Origin of the sequence: Pseudomonas sp. MOIL14HWK12:I2, assembly GCF_000510745.1 — a bacterium.
Lineage (GTDB): Bacteria > Pseudomonadota > Gammaproteobacteria > Pseudomonadales > Pseudomonadaceae > Chryseomonas > Chryseomonas oryzihabitans.
This window is the reverse complement of sequence record NZ_AZOA01000013.1, coordinates 85,135-105,411: the sequence shown is the minus strand read 5'-3', so window position 1 is coordinate 105,411 and position 20,277 is coordinate 85,135. Positions and strand designations below refer to the sequence as shown.

Sequence of the window (20,277 nt, the reverse complement as noted above, 5' to 3'; positions counted from 1 at the left end):
GGACTTCCTGATAAGACTGCCCCCACACGAGGTGGGGGCAGGAAAGCGGTCGCGGTCCGGGTCAGGACGACCCGGTGGCGGCGGTCAGTGCGCCTGGCGCGGCTGGGCGGCGCGGGCTTCGGCGACGGTCTCTTCCAGACGCTCCAGCGCCGGCCAGGCCTGGCGATCCAGGTCCAGGTCGCGGAACTGGTCGGCGTCGAACACCGGCTGGTCGACCCCGGCACGGCGCTGGGCGTCGTAGTCGTTGAGCACGCGCATGCCGACCTTGATCAGCATGGCCAGGGCGATCAGGTTGACGAAGGCCAGGCAGGTCATGGTGATGTCGGCGAAGGCGAACACCGTGGTCAGGTTCTGCATGGAGCCCCAGCAGATCAGCACCAGCACCAGGCCGCGATAGCCGAGCAGCACGGCCTTGCCGCGGCCGAGCAGGTAGCGCAGGCCGTTCTCGCCCAGGTAGATGTTGTAGAGGATGCAGGTGAAGACGAACAGCGACAGGGCGACGCTGATGAAGATGCGACCCCAGTCACCGACCACCGCGGCCAGGGAATTCTGGGTCAGGACGATGCCATCGCCTTCGAAGCCCGGGGTGTAGAAGCCCGACAGCAGGATCAGCAGCGCGGTGCAGGTGCAGATGACGAAGGTGTCGAGGAAGACGCTGAAGGCCTGCACCACGCCCTGGGCGGCCGGGTGCTTGACCGCGGCCACGGCGGCGACGTTGGGTGCTGCGCCCAGGCCGGCTTCGTTGGCGAAGACGCCACGCTTGACGCCCATGGTGATGGCGGCGCCCAGCAGGCCGGCGAAGGCCGGCTCCAGGCCGAAGGCGCTCTTGACGATGGTCAGCAGGGTGCCGGGGACCAGGTCGATCTGGGTGACGATCACATAGAGGGTGACGGCGATGTAGGCCAGGGTCTTGACCGGCACCAGGATGTCGGAGACCGCGGCGATGCGCTTGATGCCGCCGATGAACACCAGGCCCAGCAGGATGGCCAGGGCGATCCCGGTGTACTGCACCGGCAGGCCGAAGGCGTTTTCCAGCGAATGGGTCACGGTAAAGGACTGCAGACCGACGAAGGCGAAGCCGTAGGTCACCAGCAGCAGCGCCGAGAAGGCCAGTGCCATCCAGCGCTTGTTGAGGCCGTGCTGGATGTAGTACGCCGGACCGCCGACATAGAGGCCGTCGCCGTCGGCGCGCTTGTAGACCTGCGCGAGGGTGCACTCGAAGAAACTGCTGGCCATGCCGACCAGGGCGGTCACCCACATCCAGAACACCGCGCCGGGGCCGCCCAGGGTCACGGCCAGGCCCACGCCGGCGATGTTGCCGGCACCGACGCGACCGGCCAGGCTGAGCATCAGCGCCTGGAAGGAGCTCAGGCCGTCACCGCTGTTGCGCAGGGAGTCCTTGAACACGGTGAACATGTGCGGGAAATGGCGCACCTGCACGAATCGCGAGCGCAGGGTGAAATAGCTGCCCAGGCCGACGATCAGCACGATAAGCACGTGGCCGGACAGGAAGTCGTTGAGCATTTCTAGGTAGTGCATGAAGAATCCTCGAGCATGCTAGTGATGCTCCAAGGCCGGCTCGCAAGCCTTGGGGCTATTATTGTGGAATATCCCGCCCGGGTCTGCTCCCGTCGTGGGGAGACGACGGCAACAGGCGCTGGGACGGGTCGGTCCGGGTGGAACGGGCAGTAGGTCGGACCGGGCGCCTAGATTCGGCTATCCCACCGGCGTGAACAATTCCGCGCCTCGCTTCAAAATGGCGCGACTTGATGCTAGTTTTCTGGCCGTCTGTCAAGCTCGGGCCGGACTCATGAGCGACTTTTCCGCCAATTTGCAGCTGCTCTGCCAGCGCCACCGCTCGATTGCCGCCGTCTGTCGCGCCGTCGGCATCAACCGCGCCCAGTTCAATCGCTACCTCAACGGGCAGAGCCGTCCGTCGCCCTACAACCTGCAGCGACTGGCGGAATTCTTCGGCCTGCCGGTGGGCGATCTGCAGCTGCCACAGCGGCAATTCGCGGCGCGCCTGGGGGCGCCGGTCGGCCAGGAAACGGGGTGGGCTGGGCAGGCCCTGGCCCTGTTCGGCGAGCGTCAGGAGGGCCTGGCGCGTTACCAGGGCTACTACCACGAATACTATCCGTCACTGTCGACGCCGGGCGTGGTGCTCTGCGGACTGGTCTGGCTGTTCGCGGAAGCGGGCGTCTTCCGCTACGTGCGCTTCGAGCGCCTGCGCCGCCGCGGCGAGACCATCAGCCAGGCACGCTTTCGCTACCTGGGCCTGGCCATGAGCCTGGAAAGCCGGCTGTTCTTTACCGACTACGAATCCCTCACCGGCAACGAGTTGTCGCAGACGGTGCTGCTGCCCAGCGCGCGCAACCGCATCGATCGCCTCAACGGACTCAAGCTGGGCGTCAGCGCCTCCGACCGGCGCGAGCCGGCCTGCACCCGGGTGGTCTGGGAGTACCTGGGCACCCGGCCGCCGCGGGGGCGGGCCTATGCCCGCATCGGCCTCTACGACTGGCAGGATCCCAGCCTGGACGACGATCTGCGCCAGCGCCTGGCCAGCGTGGCCCTGGCCGACCACGTCTATCGCCTGGGCTAGAGGGATTCCTCCATCGCTGGGTGGCAGCGATCGCAGTCCTCGAGGATGGCGCGGTCGCGCCCGGCCTGCTTGGCCCAGTAGAGCTGGCGATCGGCGGCTTCGATAAAGCTCTCGGCAGAGTCGTGGTCCGGCCGGGCGCAGGCGCCGCCAATGCTCACGGTCACCCGCGGACCGGCCTGGGGCCCGAGGTGGGGGATCTCCAGGCGCCGTACCGCGTCGAGCAGGCGCTGCGCCAGCTTGGCGGCATCCTCTTCGCGCGACGGCGTGCAGAGGATGGCGAATTCCTCGCCGCCGTAGCGGGCCAGGCAATCGCCGGCGCGCAATTCGTCGGCCAGGGCGCTGGCGACCTGTTGCAGGCAGCGATCGCCGGCCGGATGCCCATAGCGGTCATTGAAGGCCTTGAAGTGATCGACGTCGATCATCAGCAGGAGCAGCGGCCGGGGCGGGGGATGGGCCAGGGCGGTGGCCAGGGCCTGCATCAGCGCCCGGCGATTGGCCACGCCGGTCAGGGGATCGGTGGCGGATTGCTGCGCCAGGAAGCGGTTGGAAGCGGTCAGCTCTTCGTTGCGCAAGCGGTCGCGCAGGATCAGCAGATAGCCCTGACGGCGGGCGCGCTCCATCCAGAAGTTGTTGAGCAGGGTAAAGCTCGCGGTGGCGAACGCCAGGGTCATGACCAGCGACGCCTCCAGGGCCGGCAGGGTATGCATCTGGGTGGCCAGACCGATGGCCAGCAGGGCGATCAGGGTGTGGACCGCGGCCTGGCGCAGGGGTGGCGCGATGCAGCTGTTGGTGAAGAGCGTCATCAGCGGCATGGTCGCCAGCCAGAGGGCGCGATGCGCGGCATCGGTGGCCTCGACGTCGAGCAGCGGCGGCGCATAGGCCAGCAGGCAGGGCAGGATACCCAGCCACTCGCGCGCGGGATGTTCGGCACGTATCAACCCGAGCGCCAGCAAGACCAGCCCGCCGCCGATCACCACCAGCGCGCTGAGCAGGCTGATGAGCCAGAAGGCATCGGTCATCAGGATCCAGTCCCAGATCGAGAAGCTGGCGTAGGCGAGGATGGCCACGGTCAGACTGATGCGCAGGTGCCGCCGGCGCGAACGGGCGATGTCGTGCTGGTAATGCCGTTCCAATACCGGTTCGAAGCGCAGGGCCCAGAAAGGCCGAGCCAGCGCTCGGGTGAGGGCGAGACTGAGGGACATGACGCCGTACCTGGCAGGTAAATCCAATGGGTCACTTCAGCACAATAAGTCCCTTAGCGCGATAGAGGGTTCCCGGACGCGGGGATGTAACCGCCGAATGGTAGCCATTGGCTACCATTCGGATGGTCGTGGAGGACTCGACCTTCAATTACCGGCCTTGATACGACTCCAGGCACGGGTGGGCGAGAGCCCGAAAGGTGATACCTCAGGCCAGGTTGCCATCAGCCGCCCTTGGCTTCGTAGACCACGAAGCGCTTCAGGGTCGGCTCCAGCACCTCCCAGGTGCCCTGGAAGCCGCGCGGCACGACAAAGCTGCTGCCGGGCCCGAGACGGGTGGCGTGGCCCTGGTCATCGGTGACCAGACTCACGCCTTCGAGGATCTGGCAGTACTCCTCCTCTGTGTAGTTCACCCGCCACTTGCCCACCTCGCTGTGCCAGTGGCCGACGGCGAACACGCCGCTGCCATCCTCGTAGTCGAGCCAGAGACTCTGCAGCGGATCACCCTCCAGGCGCTTTTCCGCTGGCAAGCGGTATTGGTCGGTGGGTTGGCAGCGGTCCGCGAGCAGGTGCAGGGCTGGCATGGCAAAGCCTCTCGTTGTGCAGGAGACGCCAGCATACGCCAGGCGCCATGACCGATAACCCCGGAGCCTTGCCTGCCTCTGGCGAGCAGCGACGCCACTCACGATAGACAGATGCGAAAACTCCCCGGGGCGGTGGCAGCCTTCCAAGCAAGAAGGATACCGCGCCCGCGGGGAGTTGCCGTCGGTTACCGCTCTGGTCTGGCGTGCGGGACTCAGACCTTGGCTTTCAGCGGTACGAGTCGCGGGGCGATCATGTTTTCCGGGCGCAGGATGTCGTCCAGGGTCGCCTCGTCCAGCAGATTCTCCTCGCGCACCAGTTCCAGCACGCCGCGACCGGTTTCCAGCGCCGTCTTGGCGATGCGGGTGGAGGTCTCGTAGCCCAGGTAGGGGTTGAGCGCGGTGACCAGGCCGATGGAGTGCTCCACCTGGCGGCGGCAGTGCTCGACGTTGGCGGTGATGCCGGTGATGCAATGCTCGCGCAGCATGTCCATGGCGCGCTGCAGCAGACGGATGGAGTCGAAGATCTTGTAGGCGATCAGGGGCTCCATGACGTTGAGCTGCAGCTGGCCACCCTCGGCCGCCAGAGTCAGGGCCAGGTCGTTGCCGATGATCTCGAAGGCCACCTGGTTGACCGCCTCGGGGATCACCGGATTGACCTTGCCCGGCATGATGGAGCTGCCCGGCTGGCGCGGCGGCAGGTTGATCTCGTTGATGCCGGTGCGCGGACCGCTGGAGAGCAGGCGCAGGTCGTTGCAGATCTTCGACAGCTTCACCGCGGTGCGCTTGAGCATGCCGGAGAACAGCACGAAGGCGCCCATGTCCGAGGTCGCCTCGATCAGGTCGGCGGCGGGCTTGAGCGGCTGGCCGCTGATCTCCGCCAGGCGCTGCACGGCCAGCAGCTGGTAGCCGGGATCGGCGTTGATGCCGGTGCCGATGGCGGTACCGCCCAGGTTGACCTCGGTGAGCAGTTCCGGCGCCAGGCTCTTCAGCCGCGCCAGGTCTTCGCCCAGGGTGGTGGCGAAGGCATGGAATTCCTGGCCGAGGGTCATGGGCACCGCGTCCTGCAGCTGGGTGCGACCCATCTTCAGCACCTCGGCGAACTCCACGCCCTTGGCGGCGAAGGCGGTGATCAGGCTGTCCAGGCTGGCGAGCAGGGCGTCATGGCCGAGCAGCAGACCCAGGCGGATGGCGGTGGGGTAGGCGTCGTTGGTCGACTGCGCCATGTTGACGTCGTTGTTCGGGTGCAGGTGGCGATACTCGCCCTTGGCGTGGCCGAGCAGCTCCAGGGCCACGTTGGCGATTACCTCGTTGGCGTTCATGTTAGTCGAGGTGCCGGCCCCGCCCTGGATCATGTCCACCACGAACTGGTCGTGGAATTCGCCGCGAATGATGCGCGAGCAGGCGTCATTGATCGCCTGGTGCTTTTCCGCGGGCAGATGGCCCAGTCGGTGGTTGGCGTCGGCCGCCGCCTGCTTGACCATGGCCAGGGCCACCACCAGCTTGGGGTAGTGACCGAGGGGCACGCCGGAGAGGCGGAAGTTCTGCACGGCGCGCAGGGTCTGGATGCCGTAGTAGGCATCGGCAGGGACTTCGAGGGTACCGAGGAGATCTTTTTCGAGGCGGACGGATGATGCAGAGTCGGACATGATAGCGTTGGGCTTCGATCGAGCGGCGGGCGCCGCGATGCCCTAGAATCTAGGCCTGCCAGCCGATCTCGGCCAATGCCGATCCGCCAAGCCTCATGCCGGATCGGCATAACTCGGGTTGTGACCTCACGAGATCAGATGACGTATGGGTGCCATGAACATCGAATTCAAATGGCTGGAAGACTTCGTGGCCCTGGCGGCCACCTATAGTTTTTCCCAGGCCGCCGAAAAGCGTTTCGTCACCCAGCCCGCCTTCAGCCGGCGCATCCGCGCCCTGGAGGAAAGCGTCGGCCTGACCCTGGTGGACAGATCCCACACCCCGGTCAGCCTCACCGAGGCCGGGCAACTGTTCCTGGTCACGGCGCGCAGCGTGGTGGAGCAGCTGGGCGAGACGGTGCGCCACCTGCACCATCTCGAAGGCGGGCAGGGCGAGGTGCTGCAATTCGCCGCCGCGCACTCCCTGGCCCTGGGCTTCTTTCCGCAGTGGATCGCCGGCCTGCGCGGCCAGGGGCTGGCACTGGCCAGCCGCCTGGTGGCCACCAACGTCGGTGATGCCATCCACGCCCTGCGCGACGGCGCCTGCGACCTGATGCTGGCCTTCCACGATCCCGATGCCGCCCTGCAGATGGATCCGGAGCTCTTTCCCTCGCTACACCTGGCGCACACCGCCATGCTGCCGGTCTGCGCCACCGATAGCGAAGGACGACCCCTGTTCCAGCTCGACGGGCAAAGCAGTGTGCCGCTGCTGGCCTACAGCGCCGGCGCCTTCCTCGGTCGCTCGGTGAATCTCCTGCTGCGCCAGCGCAAGTTGCGCGCCGTGACCCTCTATGAAACCGCCATGGCCGACAGTCTCAAGACCATGGCGCTGCAGGGCCTGGGCGTGGCCTGGGTGCCGCAGCTGTCGGTGGCCGCGGAGCTGGCCCGCGGCGAACTGGCCATCTGCGGCGATGCCGCCTGGCAGGTCGGCCTGGAGATCCGCCTCTACCGCTGTGCCCTGTTGCGCAAGCGGCTGGTACAGCAGGTCTGGCGGCATCTGGAGAACCAGGGCCGCAGCTGACTGCCTTGGAGGCTTGTATAGGGCAGCCAAACGCCACTGATATGTCTTAGGGTGGCTCCGGCGTAACGCTCGGCTATCTCCTCGTGAGCACGAGTTGCGACCTCAGACACCCCACCAGTAGTGCACGATTCGCAAGAACACGGGCGCGGCGAAACAGACCGAGTCGAGGCGGTCGAGCATGCCACCGTGACCTTCGATCATGTAGCCCCAGTCCTTGACGCCGCGGTCGCGCTTTATGGCCGACATGACGATGCCACCGGCGAATCCGAGGAGGTTGAGGGTCAGGGCGATCAGCGCCGATTGCCAGAAGCTAAAGGGGGTGATCCAGAAGAGCGCGGCACCGATCAATGTCGAGAGGGCCACGCCGCCCAGAAAGCCTTCCAGGGTCTTCGACGGCGATAGCCGCGGGGCGATCTTGCGGCGGCCGAACAGCTTGCCGCAGACGTACTGCAAGACGTCGGAGAGTTGTACCACCAACACCAGATAGGCGATCAGCAGCAGATTGCGCCCTTCATAGCCCGGAATCTTCAGCAACAACAGCGCCGGTACGTGGGAAATGCAGAACACCGCGATCATCAATCCCCACTGCACCTGGGCGGCTCGGGTCAGGAAACGCAGCGCGTCGCCGCCCAAGGACGCCAGGATGGGCAGCAGGAGGAATCCATAGACCGGGATGAAAATGGCGAAGAGCTCGAACCAGCCGATGTACAGCAGCAGGTACTGCATCGGCAGGATGAAATAGAAGGCCGCCACCAGCGCGGGGTAATCGCTGGAATGGGTGGGGACCAGGGTCAAGAACTCACGTAGGGCATAGAAGGACAGGCAGTAGAACAGCAGGATCACTGCGCTATAGCCGAGCCAGAAGGCGATTCCGAGCAAGGCCACCATGACCCACCAGGCCTTGATCCGGGCATTCAGATTGTCGATCACCGGGGCGGAAGACGGTCCGCTGCGCCATTGGAGAACCAGACCGATGAGCGAAGCGCACAGCAGCAGCAGACCGATGCCGAGGAAGAGATAGAGTGCATCTTGGGTCATTCGAGGTGATCCGGACGTAGGGCGAGTAGGGCCGTTCTGGCACGCTCGAGGAACGCCCGCTTGTCTTCTTCCGCGGCGAGGTGCAGTGGCTCTCCGAAGCTCAAGGTGCACAGCAGCGGTAGCGGTAGCGCGCGCCCCTTGGGCATCACCCGTTGCAGGTTCGCTATCCATACCGGCACCAGCTCCACCTTTGGGTAGGCCTTGGCCAGGTGGAACAGGCCGCTCTTGAAGGGGAGCGGTTCCGGGGTCTGGTTGCGCGTGCCTTCGGGAAAGAGGATCAGCGAATCGCCCTCTGCCAGAGCCTCTCGCAACGGTCGTAACGGATCGCTTCCACCCTCTTTCCGACGGTCGACGAGCACTCCGCGAAAGACATCCTGGATGAGGTAGCGACGCAGCCGACTGGCCAGCCAGTAGTCGGCCCCTGCCACTGGCCGTGTCCGGTGGCGCAAGGCCGGGGGTAGGGCCGACCACAACAGGACGAAGTCGCCATGACTGCTGTGGTTGGCGAAATAGAGACGCTGCACTGGCTGTGGCGCACAGCCGAGCCAGAGGCTGCGCGCGCCCGTCACCAGGCGTGCCAGGGTGGTGATCAGCATCGCGCACCAGGAAGCCGTCAGGGACAGCGGCTTGCTACTTCTGTCGCGGGCGGGAGGGCGAGGAGCATTCAACATAGCGGCTTCCTGGCCAGCGAGACGGTGAAAATGCCCCAGTCGTCGGTGCGCTGGGTGAGCTTGCGCAGGCCGTGATGAGCGACCAGCAGATCCATCTCCGTCTGCTCTCGACGCCGCATGACCCAGGGCGCGCCTTCGCGATGGCTGGTCAGGGCGCGGGCGATGAATTCCAGTTGTGGATGCCACGGCTGCCCGGTGTAGATCAGGTAGCCACCCGGTTCGAGGGCGGCAGTCAGGCCGAGCAAGGAGCGGTCGATCAACGCATTGTCGGCAAAGAGCTCATAGAGGCCGGAGACCACGATCAGGGTGGGACGCGGGCGGAGCGCGGCAAGCGCCTCGGCGTCGAAGGCGTCGCCCTGTTCGAAGGTCACCAGGGCGTCGAGGCCCCGCTGGCGGATGAGCGCTCGGCCTGCGTGGACGTTGCGCTCGCTGTAGTCGCGCAGTCGTACCGCTTCGGGCGGTTGCGGGAACTGGGCCAGGGCGTCGAGGACATAGCGACCGTGCCCGGCGGCGATATCCAGGATGCGACTGGCCATACCGGCCTGTCGCAGTCGCGCCTGCGCCTGCAGCAGCAGGGCCTCAAGATTGAGCTTGCGTTGACGGATACCTCGCCAGCCAATCGCGTTCAGATACTGATGATCGATCCACCGCCCCAGCGCGGAGCGGCCATTGGGCTGATAGCGATAGATGTAATCCAGGGTGCTGCCAGAGTCGAAGCCGGTTTCCCTGCCGAGGCGCAGGCCTTCGGAGAGGCGCGCGCCCTGCTGCAGGCCGAGGCGCACGGCGCGCCAGTACCAGGCCCGCAGCGAGTGTCTGGGCAGGGTATCGGCCAGCCCCTCTGCTTCCGCACAGGTCGGGCCGTGCCGATCCGCGCTCCTTAGGTCGAGCATTGGCAGCCGTCTCTCGCCGTGACTGAGGATGAAGCGTTTGATTCGGGGTAGCACGCGCTCGCGTTGGCGTTCTCCCAGGGTGTCGTGGAAAAAGCCGGTCAGTTCGTGCTTTTCCTTGTAAGGGGTTCCCAGGTTGGCGAAGAAGCGCTCTTGGGCTGAGCGCTTGACCACGGCATCGCGACCGGAAATCAACAGCTGGGTAGGCAGGCGAATGGCCCCGGCATCCTTGACGACACGATCCGCGGCCTCTCTCAGTCCGAGCAGCATCCGGACGGAAATGGCGCGGCTGATCGCCGGATCTCGTTGGTATTCGGCAATCCGTGCCGAATCGTGGGTCAGGAAGCGGGGCTTTACGTAGCTGTTGATGAAGAAATTTCCACGCAAGGCATACAGCAGACGCAGGCCGACCCAGGCGAAAGGGACGTAAAGCTTGATCTGGAAGGCTGGCGCGGCGAGCACCAGGCAGCGGATGCGCGGTGCATAGTCATGGGCCCAGGTAGCCGCCACGACCGCTCCCACACTCTGGGCCACGATCGCAGCATTGGCTTCATCCACCCCGTGGTGAGTGGTCAGGTGCTCGATGAATGCCTGGAGGTCGGCGACACTGGTGCCGAAGCAGGGACTGTCGCCACGTGGACCGGGTGAGTTGCCATGGCCACGAGCGTCCCAGGCGAAGAAGTCGTAATCCGGCAACCCCAACTCATCAACCAGATGAGCCAGACGCAGCGAGTGCTCATGCCCCCGGTGCAGCAGCACGATGGCCTGTTTTTGTGCGCTTGGAAGCACGGCCGGCCAATGGCGGTAGAACAGCTCGGTACCGTCGTGGGCGGGGAAGTGAGCGCTCTGATCCTGGCGCTTGCAGTCGTCATCCATGACGTTGGGTTCCTTATGGGTTAGGGGTGGTTCGCCTCGTCGAGCGCGCCGCGTATCCGGTTCGCCAGGGTGATCACCAGCAGCAGCGCCATCAGAGCCAGCATGACGTTCAGCCAGGGGGGGGTTAAGCAGTCCAGGGCGATGCCCAGCGCCAGAAAGCCGAGGCAGGCAGCGCGATCGCTTTTGCCCAAGGGGCCATCGTAACGGCGCGATGCACCCGCCAGGGGGCCCATCACGCCGGCATATTCACTGAGCAGGGCCAGGAGGATCACCAGCGCCAGCAGGCCTGGCTGGACGCCTTGGACGCAGAAGAGCACGCCGAACAGCGCCATGTCGGCGATGACGTCACCCAACTCATTGAGGTAAGCGCCCAGGCGCGATTGCTGGCCGAATTCCCGCGCCAGCATCCCGTCCATCGCGTTCAGCGCCATACGGACCAGCATCCAGACCGGCAACAGCGCGAAGATCAGCGGATGACTGGCAAAACTCATGATCAGCGCCGCGCAGAGCAGCGATCCGCCTGCGGCGACAAGTGTCACCTGGTTGGCAGTGATGTCTTGTTCATTCAGCCATGCCACCGTAGGCCGCAGCAGCCGTTGAAAGCCAGGCTTGAGTTCATAGAGGGTCAGCATGTTCGTCCGTGATTCCTATACTGAAAATCGACCTAAACCACCGTTCTAGAGCGGTTCGTCACCTTGGTCTGTAGGCGGTGTGGATCTTAGCTGATGCGTTGACCTTTGCCTCATCTTTTTCCGGCATCGGCTAAGCAGCCTTGCAAAGATCGGCACGAAAACTATGCCAATTTCGGCATTTTAACGGTGGACTGGCAGCAAGCCTTTTCGCCTGATCTGCGCGACACTGGCCTCTCTCTCACGGAGGTCAGCCATGCAGCGCATCCGCGTCATCGACTCCCACACCGGCGGTGAACCCACGCGCCTGGTGCTGGATGGTTTTCCCGAGCTCGGCCACGGCAGCATGGCCGAACGCCGCAGTCGTCTGGCCGGCGAGCACGACGCCTTCCGCCAGGCCTGCATGCGCGAACCGCGCGGCAACGAGGTGCTGGTCGGGGCGCTGTTGTGCGAGCCGGTATCGCCTGCGGCCAGTGCTGGCGTGGTGTTCTTCAACGAGGTCGGCTATCTGGGCATGTGTGGTCACGGCACCATCGGCCTGGTGGTCTCCCTGGCCCATCTCGGCCGGATCGGCCCCGGCGATCACCTGATCGAGACCCCGGTCGGCGACGTCACCGCCACCCTGCATGACGACGGCAGCGTCAGCGTGCGCAACGTTCCGGCCTATCGCTATCGCCACGCCGTCCGGGTGGAGATTCCCGGCCATGGCCCGGTCACCGGCGACATCGCCTGGGGTGGCAACTGGTTCTTTCTCTGTGCCGATCACGGCCAGCGCATCGCCGCCGACAATCTCGACGGCCTGCTCACCTTCAGCCTGGCCCTGCGTGGCGCCCTGGAGGCCGCCGGCATCACCGGCGAGCAGGGCGGGCACATTGATCACATCGAACTCTTCGCCGAGGATCCGGACGGCGCCGACAGTCGCAGCTATGTGCTCTGCCCGGGCCGTGCCTACGACCGTTCGCCCTGCGGCACCGGCACCAGCGCCAAGCTGGCCTGTCTCGCGGCCGATGGCGACCTGGCCCCTGGCGCCGTCTGGCAGCAGGCGAGCGTCATCGGCAGCCGTTTCGAAGCCCATTATCAGCCCGGCGACGAAGGCCGCATCCTGCCGGTGATCCGCGGCCGCGCCCATGTCATGGCCGAAGCCACCCTGCTGCTGGCCGCGGACGATCCCTTCGCCTGGGGTATTCCGGGGTGAAGCAGGTGGCGGACGTCCTCGTCGTCGGCGCCGGCATCGTCGGGGCCAGTTGCGCCGCGGCCCTGGCCGCGCGCGGCTGTCGCGTGCGGGTGCTGGACGCCGGCCTGCCTGGCGCCTCCGCCGCCGGCATGGGCCACCTGGTGGTGATGGACGACGACCCCGCCGAATTGACCCTGAGCGCACGCTCCCTGGCGCTCTGGCGCGAGCTGGTGCCCCAGTTGCCAGCCGCCGCCGACTACCGCAACTGCGGCACCCTCTGGCTGGCCCGCGATGCCGCCGAGCTGGATCTGATCGAGGCGAAGCGCCAGCGTCTGGACGCCCAGGGCGTCGCCAACCAGCCGCTGAACGCTGCGGCGACCGCCGCGGCGGAACCGGCCTTGACCGCCCTGGCTGGTAGCCTGGAGGTGCCCGGCGACGGCCTGCTCTATGCACCCGTGGTGGCCGCCTGGCTGCTACAACGCTCGCCGCTGATCGAATTCCAGCGTGCCCGGGTAAGCGCCGTCGAAGGCAGACGGGTGCGCCTGGATGACGGGCGCTGGCTGACCGCCGACGCCGTGGTGCTCGCCGCCGGCCTGCAGGCCGCCGGTCTCTGCCCGGACCTGCCGCTGGTGCCCAAGAAGGGCCATCTGCTGATCACCGACCGCTATCCCGAGCAGGTCCGCCACCAGCTGGTGGAGATCGGCTACGGCGCCAGCGCCCATGCCAGCAGTGGTGCCTCGGTGGCCTTCAACGTCCAGCCGCGCCCCACCGGCCAGTTGCTGATCGGCTCGTCGCGCCAGTTCGAGCGTCCGGACATGGCCGTGGAACCTGCGGTGGTCGGCCAGCTGCTGCGCCGCGCCCTGGATTTCCTGCCCGGTCTGACCCATACCTCGCTGATCCGCGGTTGGACCGGCCAGCGCGCCGCCAGTCCCGATGGCTTGCCGCTGATCGGCGCCCATCCCGATCAGCCCGGTCTGTGGCTGGCGGTCGGTCACGAGGGCCTGGGCGTCACCACCGCGCCGGCGACCGCCGAAGCCATCGTCAACGGACTGTTCGACGAGGGTTCCACGTTCCACGTGGAACCCTTCGCACCGGCTCGCTTCGCGACTACCCCAAGGAGCCTGGCATGCTGACCCTGTTTATCGATGGCGAGCGCCTGGAGATCCGTCCCGGCAGCCTGCTTACCGCGGCCCTGGCCAAGAGCGGCAACCCCGCCGCGCGCCGTTCGGTAAGCGGTGAAGCCCGAGCGCCCTTTTGCGGCATGGGCGTCTGCCAGGAATGCCGGCTACAGGTCGACGGCATGCGTCGCCTGGCCTGCCAGACGCCGTGCCAGGACGGCATGCAGGTGGAGCGCCTGTCATGAACGCCACGCGCTGCGATCTGCTCATCATCGGCGCCGGCCCGGCCGGTCTCGCCGCCGCCCGCGCGGCCAGTGGTCAGGGCCTGAGCCTGGTGCTGCTGGACGACAATCCCTTGCCCGGCGGCCAGATCTGGCGCGCTCGCGCGGGCCAGGTCGCCGCCGAAGTCGGTCAATTGCCGGCAGACGTTACCCTGCTTACCCAGACCCGCGTCGCCGCGGTTCTGGGCTCGCACCAGCTGCTGCTGGAAGACGCTCACGGCAGCCGTACCCTGGATTTCGACACCCTGATCCTCTGCACCGGTGCCCGCGAACTGCTGCTGCCGTTCCCTGGCTGGACCCTGGCCGGAGTGACCGGCGCGGGTGGTCTGCAGGCGCTGATCAAAGGTGGCGTGGAGGTAGCCGACGAGCGCCTGGTGGTCGCCGGTACCGGTCCGCTGCTGCTGGCCAGCGCCGCCACCGCGCGCCAGGCGGGTGCCAGGGTCACCCTGGTCGCCGAACAGGCCGAGCGCCGCGCGGTACTCGAGTTCGGTCTGCAGCTCTGGCGCTGGCCCAACAAACTGCGCCAGGCGCTGACCTTGGCCACCCCCCGCTATAGCCCCGGCACCTGGGTCGAGGCGGCGCTCGGTACCGACCGTCTCGAAGCCGTACGCCTGCGCCAGGGCAAGCGGCGCTGGGAGGTCGCCTGCGACCGCCTGGCCTGCGGCTATGGCCTGGTGCCCAATGTCGAACTGGCCCAGAGCCTTGGCTGCGCGACCCTGGATGGCGTAGTGGCGGTAGATGGCCACCAGCGCACCAGCCAGCCGCACATCCTGGCCGCCGGCGAATGTACCGGTATTGGCGGCAACGAATTGGCCCAGGCCACCGGCCGTATCGCTGGTCTGGTCGCTAGCAGCCGGCTCGACGCCATTGCCAGTGTGCAGGCCGAAGCCCGGGCCTGGCGCCGCTTCGCCGCCCAACTGGCTCGCACCTTCGCCCTGAATCCGGCCATTGCCCGGCTGGCCCAGCCGGATACCCTGGTCTGCCGCTGCGAAGACGTCGCCCTCGGCGCCCTGGTCGGCCATGCCGACTGGACCCAGGCCAAGCTGCGCAGCCGCTGCGGCATGGGCGCCTGCCAGGGCCGCATCTGCGGCCAGGCCACCCGCGTCTTGCTGGGCTGGACGCCACCGGCCCCACGCTTTCCGCTGCAACCCACCCGTATCGACAGCCTCCTGACCCTGACCGAGGACGACGCATGAACGCCGCCGCCCACCTGGACGCCCTGAGCCGCGCCCGCCCCGCCGACCTGCCCGCGCTGCTCGCCAGCCTGAGCCTGGTGGCGCCGCTGCTCGACGCCATCCCCGGCGTGGTGTTCTTCGTCAAGGACCTGGAGGCGCGCTATGTACTGGTCAACCTGACCCTGGCCCAGCGCTGCGGCTTCGAGGACGTCAGCGAGTTGCTCGGCCGGACCGCCGAGGAAGTCTTTCCCGCACCCCTGGGCGGCGCCTACGCCGAACAGGATCGCCGCGTGCTGCGCGAAGGCCTGGCGCTGGACGATCAACTGGAATTGCACCTCTACGCCGGTCGTACCCCGGGCTGGTGCCTGACCCGCAAGCTGCCACTGCACGACGCCCAGGGCCGGCTGATGGGCATGGCGGGCATCTCCCACGATCTGCAGGCCCCGGCCGCCGATCATCCGGCCCACGCCAAGGTGGCCGAGGTGGATCGCTATCTGCGCGAGCACTACGCCCAGCCGCTTTCGGTAGGCGAACTGAGTCAGAGGGTCGGCCTGTCGGTCTCCCAGCTCGAACGCCAGTGCAAGCGCATCCTGCGCCTCACGCCCCAGCAGTTGCTGCACAAGGCCCGGCTCGACGCCGCCTCGCGCCTGCTGGCCCGCGACCTGCCCGTCACCGAGGTGGCCCTGGCCTGTGGCTATACCGACCACAGCGCCTTCAGCCGTCAGTTCCGCCGTCTCACCGGCCTGTCGCCCCGGCAATACCGCGACTCTCTCAAGCCCCGTTCCCGTCTGGAGGAAACCCCCGCATGAGCACTCCCCGCGTCAACTGGAGCGGCGTCTTTCCCGCCGTCACCACCCAATTCAACGACGACTTCTCGGTCAACCTGGAAAAGACCCATGGCGTGATCAGCAACCTGGTGCGCGATGGCGTCTCCGGCCTGGTGATGTGCGGGACCGTGGGCGAGAACACCTCCCTGACCCTGGAAGAAAAGATCTCCCTGGTGGAGGTCGCCAAGGACGCCGCCGGTGGTCGCGTACCGGTGATCTGCGGCGTGGCCGAATTCACCAGCCTCAATGCCACCCGCACCGCCCAGGCGGTCGGTCGCGCCGGCGCCGACGGCATCATGCTCATGCCGGCCCTGGTCTACTCGGCCAAGCCCCACGAGACCGCCGCCCACTTCCGCAGCGTGGCCAGCGCCCTCGACCTGCCGCTGATGGTCTACAACAACCCGCCGATCTATAAGAACGATGTCACCCCGGACATCCTCATCTCCCTGGCCGACGTCGACAACATCGTCTGCTTCAAGGATTCCTCCGGCGACACCCGTCGCTTCATCGACGTGCGCAACGAGGTGGGTGACCGCTTCGTGCTCTTCGCCGGTCTCGACGACGTGGTGCTGGAAAGCATCGCCGTGGGCGCCGAAGGCTGGGTCTCGGGCATGTCCAACATCTTCCCCACCGAAGGCGAAACCATCTTCCGCCTGGCCAAGGCCGGTCGCTTTGCCGAGGCCATGCCGCTCTACGAATGGTTCATGCCGCTGCTGCACCTGGACGCCCGCCCGGACCTGGTGCAGTGCATCAAGCTCTGCGAAGAACTCGCCGGCCGCGGCAGCGCCCTGACCCGTCCGCCCCGCCTGGCCCTGCCCGACGCGGACCGCGCCTTCGTCGAACGCCTGATGGCCAAGGCCCTGGAAACCCGCCCGCAACTGCCTGACGTGGGGATCTGAGGCAAGGCCTTATCGCGGCCATGGCGGTACGCCGACGCGGCCGCTCTGCATTAATCGCGGCCATGGGCCGCTCCTACAGTCGTGTCTGAAGCTGTAGGAGCGGCCCATGGCCGCGATAAACACAACGCTTCAGCATGACTTGTCGCCGCAGGGAACCGGAACACCCGAGCTCTCACGCCGCGCCAATCCACCCCCTCTCCCGCCTGCGGGAGAGGGCTGGGGTGAGGGCGCTCTTCAGGGCGATCCCACCTCAAGCGTCCAGGCATCTAGCCCGCACCTCTCGCCCCACACCACCACCCGTCCCATGAGCGCCACAGCCTGTCCTCCAACCGACAGGCGATACCCGGTACAAGATCACTGTACGCCCCGCTTTCGTCTATACTAGCCCGCTCATTTCCCAAGCCACGTCCACCGCGTGGCTTCTTCATTTCAGAGGCACGACGATGAGCGCACTCGTAGGCGTGATCATGGGCTCCAAGTCCGACTGGTCCACCCTGAGCCACACCGCCGACATGCTGGACAAGCTGGGCATTCCCCACGAAGTGAAGGTGGTCTCCGCCCACCGCACCCCCGATCTGCTGTTCCAGTACGCCGAAGAGGCCGCCGGGCGCGGTATCGAGGTGATCATCGCCGGGGCCGGCGGCGCCGCCCACCTGCCGGGCATGTGCGCTGCCAAGACCCACCTGCCGGTGCTGGGCGTGCCGGTGCAGTCGTCCATGCTCTCGGGCGTCGACTCCCTGCTGTCCATCGTGCAGATGCCGGCCGGTGTACCGGTCGCCACCCTGGCCATCGGCAAGGCCGGCGCCATCAACGCCGCGCTGCTGTCCGCCAGCATTCTCGGCGGCAAGTACCCCGAATACCACGAGCGGCTCAACGCCTTTCGCGAAGAGCAGACCCGCACCGTGCTGGACAATCCCGATCCGAGGGAGCAGGCATGAAGATCGGCGTCATCGGTGGCGGCCAGCTGGGCCGCATGCTCGCCCTGGCCGGCACGCCGCTGGGCATGAACTTCGCCTTTCTCGATCCGGCGCCTGACGCCTGCGCCGCCGCCCTGGGCGAACACCTGCGCGCCGACTACGGCGACCAGGATCACCTGCGCCAGCTGGCCGACGAGGTCGATCTGGTGACCTTCGAATTCGAGAGCGTCCCGGCCGAGACCGTGGCCTTTCTCTCGCAATTCGTGCCGGTCTATCCGTCCGCCGAAGCCCTGCGCATCGCCCGTGACCGCCTGTTCGAGAAGTCCATGTTCCGCGACCTGGGGATCCCCACCCCGGCCTTCGCCGACGTCCTCTCCCAGGCCGACCTGGACGCTGCCGTGGCCCGTATCGGCCTGCCGGCGGTGCTCAAGACCCGCACCCTGGGCTACGACGGCAAGGGCCAGAAGGTCCTGCGCCAGCCGGAAGACGTCACCAACGCCTTCGCCGAGCTGGGCAGCGTGCCCCTGCTGCTGGAAGGCTTCGTGCCCTTCACTGGCGAGGTCTCCCTGGTCACGGTGCGCGGTCGTGATGGCGAGGTCGCCTGCTACCCGCTGGTGCACAACACCCACGAGAGCGGCATCCTGCGCCTGTCGGTGGCCAGCTCCGACCATCCGCTGCAGGCCCTGGCCGAAGACTATGCCCGCCGCGTGCTGGAGCAGCTCGACTACGTCGGCGTGCTGGCTTTCGAGTTCTTCGAGGTCGAGGGTGGGCTGAAAGCCAATGAGATCGCCCCGCGCGTGCACAACTCCGGGCACTGGACCATCGAAGGCGCCGAGTGCAGCCAGTTCGAGAACCACCTGCGCGCCGTGGCCGGTCTGCCGCTCGGCTCCACCGCCAAGGTTGGCGAGAGCGCCATGGTCAACTTCATCGGCTCGGTACCGCCGGTGGCCGCCGTCACCGCCCTGGAAGACTGCCACCTGCACCACTACGGCAAGGCCTTCAAGGCCGGGCGCAAGGTCGGTCACGCCACCCTGCGCAGCACCGACGCTACGACACTGCAGACCCGCATCGCCGCCCTGGAAGCCCTGATCCAGGATTGATGCCAGACGGCTTCCGCACACGGAAGCCGTTTTCCCCTGAACCTCGACGGATCACCGGTGGTCGGAGACTACAACGACGCCTGCTGACCGGCGTTGTCTTACCAGCACTCAAACAGGGGATTCTTCACATGGGCATCATCGCAACCATCATCATTGGTCTCATCGTCGGCCTGGTTGCCCGCTTCCTGAAGCCGGGCGACGACAGCATGGGCTGGATCATGACCATCATCCTGGGCATCGTCGGCTCCGTGGTCGCCACCTACCTGGGCCAGGCTCTGGGCATCTATCGTGCCGGTGAAGGCGCAGGTTTCATTGGTGCCGTGGTCGGCGCCATCATCGTGCTGTTCATCTACGGCATGGTGACCAAGCGTCGCTAAGACGCCGCTTCGCCTCGGCGAAGCCAAGTAGCACAGCGTTTTCGCCCCTGGTGTCGCCCGTCGACCCAGGGGCTTTTTCATGGGCGAGGCTCTGCTTTGCGGCCTGGAGACTGGACCCCTGACCCAGCGCGCCTCACACTCGGACTTTTGCGTCCGACCTGCCGACCATGCCCAGACTGCTCATCACCCTGCTGCTCGCCAGCCTGCCGCTGCTGACCCATGCCGCCAAGGGCGAACCGCCGGAAACTAACTGGCTCGATCTGCTCACCGCGGAGGATCGCCACGCCCTGGAAACCATGCCGGAGATCAGCCACAACAGCCCCGAGGCGCCGGGCGGCTTCGGCTCACCGGGCGGGCTCAAGCAGAAGGACGGTGGCCTGCCCGAGGTGATGCACTCCACCCGCACCGTGGCCGCCCTGAATGGCCAGAACGTGCGGCTGGGGGGATTCCCGGTGCCGCTGGAAACCGATGCCAAGGGCAATTTCCGCGAATTCTTCCTGGTGCCCTATCCAGGCGCCTGCATCCACGTCCCGCCGCCGCCGCCCAACCAGATCGTGCTGGTGCGCTACCCCAAGGGCGTGCCGCTTCCCGACATCTACGAGCCCTACTGGGTCATCGGCACCCTGCACACCGAGGCGGTCGACAACGCCTTGGCCGAGGCGTCATACACCCTCGACGCCAGCAAGGTCCGCAAGGTCGAAGAAAGCGATCTTTAACGATCGTAGGTAGGGTTGAGACGGCTCCGCCGTCGAAGCCCAACAGCTAGAGGCAGCCCCGTAGCGTGGACAACGGCGCAGCCTTGTCCACCAACGATCACACGCAGACCCTAGGCCGGCTGCCGCTCGCCGTAGCGCTGCTCCAGATAGGCGATGATGTCGTCCGACTCGTACATCCATACGCTCTGGCTGCCTTCGTCGATCCGCAGGCAGGGCACCTTCACCCGGCCACCGCCCTGTTCCAGCTCGGCGCGCAGTTGCGGGTCCTTCTTGATGTCCTTGAGGCGGATCGGCAGGTTCAGCCGATGCAGCGCCCGGCGCGTCTTCACGCAGAAGGGGCAGGCCTGGAACTGATAGAGCGACAGATTCGCCAGCTCCGTCTCGATGGCAGCCTGAGCCTGCTCAGTGCGCTTGAGCTTGCGTGGCCGGGTCACCAGATCCAGGCCGACGATCACCTGGCCGAGGCCGTTGCGTAGCAGATTGATCAACGCGATTCACCTTGAGGGT

21 protein-coding genes are annotated in these 20,277 nt (G+C 66.6%); 12 read left to right on the top strand and 9 right to left on the bottom strand.

What is annotated here, in order from left to right; genetic code table 11:
• Nucleotides 1-84 precede the first annotated feature (84 nt).
• Nucleotides 85-1,539 carry a sodium:alanine symporter family protein gene (locus PSK12I2_RS0112520; RefSeq protein ID WP_037006575.1) on the bottom strand — a complete coding sequence of 485 codons (1,455 nt, stop codon included), beginning with the start codon at nt 1,537-1,539 and terminating at the stop codon, nt 85-87.
• A 271-nt stretch (nt 1,540-1,810) separates the two neighbouring features.
• Between PSK12I2_RS0112520 and PSK12I2_RS0112515 the strand changes: the two genes are divergently transcribed.
• Nucleotides 1,811-2,599, top strand: coding sequence for a helix-turn-helix transcriptional regulator (locus PSK12I2_RS0112515; protein ID WP_027598673.1), 789 nt, complete (start codon nt 1,811-1,813; stop codon nt 2,597-2,599).
• Here the strand turns inward: PSK12I2_RS0112515 and PSK12I2_RS0112510 are convergent.
• The 3 genes from PSK12I2_RS0112510 to PSK12I2_RS0112500 form a co-directional block, all read right to left on the bottom strand.
• Nucleotides 2,596-3,801 carry a diguanylate cyclase gene (locus tag PSK12I2_RS0112510; protein ID WP_027598672.1) on the bottom strand — a complete coding sequence of 402 codons (1,206 nt, stop codon included), beginning with the start codon at nt 3,799-3,801 and terminating at the stop codon, nt 2,596-2,598. The genes PSK12I2_RS0112515 and PSK12I2_RS0112510 overlap by 4 nt on opposite strands.
• Nucleotides 3,802-4,022: 221 nt before the next feature.
• Complete coding sequence (locus PSK12I2_RS0112505) at nt 4,023-4,382, bottom strand: cupin domain-containing protein (RefSeq protein ID WP_037007699.1); 360 nt, start codon at nt 4,380-4,382, stop codon at nt 4,023-4,025.
• Between the two features lie 212 nt (nt 4,383-4,594).
• Nucleotides 4,595-6,028, bottom strand: coding sequence for an aspartate ammonia-lyase (locus PSK12I2_RS0112500; protein WP_027598670.1), 1,434 nt, complete (start codon nt 6,026-6,028; stop codon nt 4,595-4,597).
• 154 nt (nt 6,029-6,182) lie between these two features.
• Between PSK12I2_RS0112500 and PSK12I2_RS0112495 the strand changes: the two genes are divergently transcribed.
• Entirely contained in the window at nt 6,183-7,085 is a 903-nt protein-coding gene (locus tag PSK12I2_RS0112495) for a LysR substrate-binding domain-containing protein (protein ID WP_027598669.1), read from the top strand.
• 102 nt (nt 7,086-7,187) lie between these two features.
• On the opposite strand, the gene PSK12I2_RS0112490 is transcribed toward PSK12I2_RS0112495, so the two are convergent.
• The 4 genes from PSK12I2_RS0112490 to PSK12I2_RS0112475 form a co-directional block, all read right to left on the bottom strand.
• Nucleotides 7,188-8,123, bottom strand: coding sequence for a phosphatidate cytidylyltransferase (locus PSK12I2_RS0112490; RefSeq protein ID WP_027598668.1), 936 nt, complete (start codon nt 8,121-8,123; stop codon nt 7,188-7,190).
• Nucleotides 8,120-8,719, bottom strand: coding sequence for a 1-acyl-sn-glycerol-3-phosphate acyltransferase (locus tag PSK12I2_RS0112485; RefSeq protein ID WP_037007711.1), 600 nt, complete (start codon nt 8,717-8,719; stop codon nt 8,120-8,122). Before PSK12I2_RS0112485 ends, PSK12I2_RS0112490 begins: the two co-directional genes overlap by 4 nt.
• Nucleotides 8,720-8,787: 68 nt before the next feature.
• Nucleotides 8,788-10,557: a bifunctional alpha/beta hydrolase/class I SAM-dependent methyltransferase gene (locus PSK12I2_RS0112480; RefSeq protein WP_027598666.1), complete on the bottom strand. Its 1,770-nt coding sequence runs from the start codon at nt 10,555-10,557 to the stop codon at nt 8,788-8,790.
• 20 nt (nt 10,558-10,577) lie between these two features.
• Entirely contained in the window at nt 10,578-11,189 is a 612-nt protein-coding gene (locus PSK12I2_RS0112475) for a CDP-alcohol phosphatidyltransferase family protein (protein ID WP_027598665.1), read from the bottom strand.
• Nucleotides 11,190-11,442: 253 nt separating this feature from the next.
• On the opposite strand from PSK12I2_RS0112475, the gene PSK12I2_RS0112470 reads away from it, so the two are divergent.
• The 10 genes from PSK12I2_RS0112470 (at nt 11,443) to PSK12I2_RS0112425 (ending at nt 19,770) form a co-directional block, all read left to right on the top strand.
• Nucleotides 11,443-12,381, top strand: a complete 939-nt coding sequence (locus PSK12I2_RS0112470; RefSeq protein ID WP_027598664.1) for a 4-hydroxyproline epimerase — start codon at nt 11,443-11,445, stop codon at nt 12,379-12,381.
• Nucleotides 12,378-13,493: an FAD-binding oxidoreductase gene (locus PSK12I2_RS0112465; protein WP_027598663.1), complete on the top strand. Its 1,116-nt coding sequence runs from the start codon at nt 12,378-12,380 to the stop codon at nt 13,491-13,493. The genes PSK12I2_RS0112470 and PSK12I2_RS0112465 overlap by 4 nt, the downstream gene beginning before the upstream one ends.
• On the top strand, nt 13,487-13,723 hold the full coding sequence (locus PSK12I2_RS0112460) for a (2Fe-2S)-binding protein (protein WP_027598662.1): 237 nt from the start codon (nt 13,487-13,489) through the stop codon (nt 13,721-13,723). Before PSK12I2_RS0112465 ends, PSK12I2_RS0112460 begins: the two co-directional genes overlap by 7 nt.
• Complete coding sequence (locus PSK12I2_RS0112455; RefSeq protein WP_027598661.1) at nt 13,720-14,955, top strand: FAD/NAD(P)-binding oxidoreductase; 1,236 nt, start codon at nt 13,720-13,722, stop codon at nt 14,953-14,955. The genes PSK12I2_RS0112460 and PSK12I2_RS0112455 overlap by 4 nt, the downstream gene beginning before the upstream one ends.
• The gene (locus PSK12I2_RS0112450; RefSeq protein WP_027598660.1) at nt 14,952-15,743 is read left to right on the top strand and encodes an AraC family transcriptional regulator; all 792 of its coding nucleotides are present in this window, start codon (nt 14,952-14,954) and stop codon (nt 15,741-15,743) included. Before PSK12I2_RS0112455 ends, PSK12I2_RS0112450 begins: the two co-directional genes overlap by 4 nt.
• Nucleotides 15,740-16,660: a dihydrodipicolinate synthase family protein gene (locus tag PSK12I2_RS0112445; protein WP_027598659.1), complete on the top strand. Its 921-nt coding sequence runs from the start codon at nt 15,740-15,742 to the stop codon at nt 16,658-16,660. The genes PSK12I2_RS0112450 and PSK12I2_RS0112445 overlap by 4 nt, the downstream gene beginning before the upstream one ends.
• Nucleotides 16,661-17,103: 443 nt before the next feature.
• Nucleotides 17,104-17,598 (top strand): 5-(carboxyamino)imidazole ribonucleotide mutase, encoded by a 495-nt coding sequence (purE, locus tag PSK12I2_RS0112440; protein WP_027598658.1) that lies wholly within the window; start codon nt 17,104-17,106, stop codon nt 17,596-17,598.
• Nucleotides 17,595-18,677 (top strand): 5-(carboxyamino)imidazole ribonucleotide synthase, encoded by a 1,083-nt coding sequence (locus PSK12I2_RS0112435; protein WP_027598657.1) that lies wholly within the window; start codon nt 17,595-17,597, stop codon nt 18,675-18,677. The genes purE and PSK12I2_RS0112435 overlap by 4 nt, the downstream gene beginning before the upstream one ends.
• Nucleotides 18,678-18,805: 128 nt before the next feature.
• On the top strand, nt 18,806-19,054 hold the full coding sequence (locus PSK12I2_RS0112430; protein WP_007160058.1) for a GlsB/YeaQ/YmgE family stress response membrane protein: 249 nt from the start codon (nt 18,806-18,808) through the stop codon (nt 19,052-19,054).
• 167 nt (nt 19,055-19,221) lie between these two features.
• Nucleotides 19,222-19,770 (top strand): DUF3299 domain-containing protein, encoded by a 549-nt coding sequence (locus PSK12I2_RS0112425; protein ID WP_027598656.1) that lies wholly within the window; start codon nt 19,222-19,224, stop codon nt 19,768-19,770.
• A gap of 110 nt (nt 19,771-19,880) precedes the next feature.
• On the opposite strand, the gene PSK12I2_RS0112420 is transcribed toward PSK12I2_RS0112425, so the two are convergent.
• Nucleotides 19,881-20,258 (bottom strand): glutathione S-transferase N-terminal domain-containing protein, encoded by a 378-nt coding sequence (locus tag PSK12I2_RS0112420; RefSeq protein WP_027598655.1) that lies wholly within the window; start codon nt 20,256-20,258, stop codon nt 19,881-19,883.
• Nucleotides 20,259-20,277: the final 19 nt, after the last annotated feature.